Raw genomic sequence first — 1373 nt, forward strand, 5'->3', positions numbered from 1 at the left:
AGCTGTGCAGGTACAACCATCGCTTCAAGCAGCTTCAGCAGTACACCCGCTGGTGCCACTTATTCCTGGACCAATTCCAATACCGCTATCGGACTGCAAGCCAGCGGAACTGGGAATGTGCCCTCTTTTACAGCAATCAATACCACCGCCGCTGCCATCTCTGCAAGCATTACCGTCACACCGACCATCAACGGATGTGCCGGCAATCCAATAACCTATACCATCACGGTTAATCCACTGCCGGTTATCGTTTCTGCCACTGTAACCAGTGAATCTGTATGTGATGCCAGTGACGGAACCATTACTATAAATGCCACCGGCGCTGCCCCATTAGAGTATTCAATCAATGGTGGAAGTACCTTCCTGCAAAACGGAGGTGCTTTCACCCGACTGGCCGCAGGCAGTTATTCTGTGATGGTGCGGAATGCTTCCGGATGTACTACTGCCGGACCAACCTTATCTGTATCAAGCCCGGGAGCTCCGCCTGCACCTGAGATCACTGCCGTGATCTCTCCTATTTGCCAGGGCGGGACTATCAATATTACCATCGCTAACCCCGATTCTCTGGCTACCTACAGCTGGACCGGTCCATTGGGATTCACGGCCAACGGAACTTCCATGACCAGAACCAATGCCACAACAGCCATGTCTGGCAACTATGCCGTAACAGCACGTATTGGCTCCTGCGTTAGTACAGCAAAAACTTTTTCCCTGATCGTTGACCCACTGCCGGTGGTAACCGTTCCCGCCAATATGATCTACTGCGCCGGGGCTTCTATTCCCGCAGGAAGCTTCATCAGTACTCCGGCCGGGGCCACTTATAACTGGACCAATTCCAATCCAGCCATCGGACTACCCGCCAGCGGATCAGGTGATATGCCTGTATTTACTGCCCTGAATTCAGGCTCTGCTCCTATCACAGCAACCATCACCGTGACACCCCTCTTGAATGGATGTACAGGTGCTCAGGCAAGCTATACCATCACCGTTAATCCATTGCCTGTTGTTAATCTGCCTGCAAATACCGTGATCTGTACCGGAGCAACCGTTCCTGCTGCCTTATTTACCAGTACCCCTGCAGGGGCCACTTTTTCCTGGTCCAATTCCAATACCGCCATCGGACTGCCCGCCAGCGGAACTGGAAACATACCGTCATTTACTGCAATTAACCCCGGTTCTGCACCCATTAGTGCTACGCTGACCGTTACTCCTATGGTCAACGGATGTACCGGACCATCCCGTACCTATACCATCACCGTTAACCCATTGCCAACCGTTACTGTTCCTGTTAGTTTCAATGCCTGTGCTGGCTCCAGTATTCCGGCAAGCAGTTTCAGCAGCAACCCGACAGGGGCTACTTATACCTGGACCAA

General features: G+C 52.4%; 1 protein-coding gene. It reads left to right on the plus strand.

Translation table 11 applies throughout. The features are described 5' to 3' along the window. A partial coding sequence (locus BLR27_RS18620; protein ID WP_221406380.1) for a PKD-like domain-containing protein occupies positions 1–1373 on the plus strand: 1373 nt, incomplete at both ends.

It is taken from the genome of Daejeonella rubra, from assembly GCF_900103545.1.
GTDB lineage: Bacteria > Bacteroidota > Bacteroidia > Sphingobacteriales > Sphingobacteriaceae > Daejeonella > Daejeonella rubra.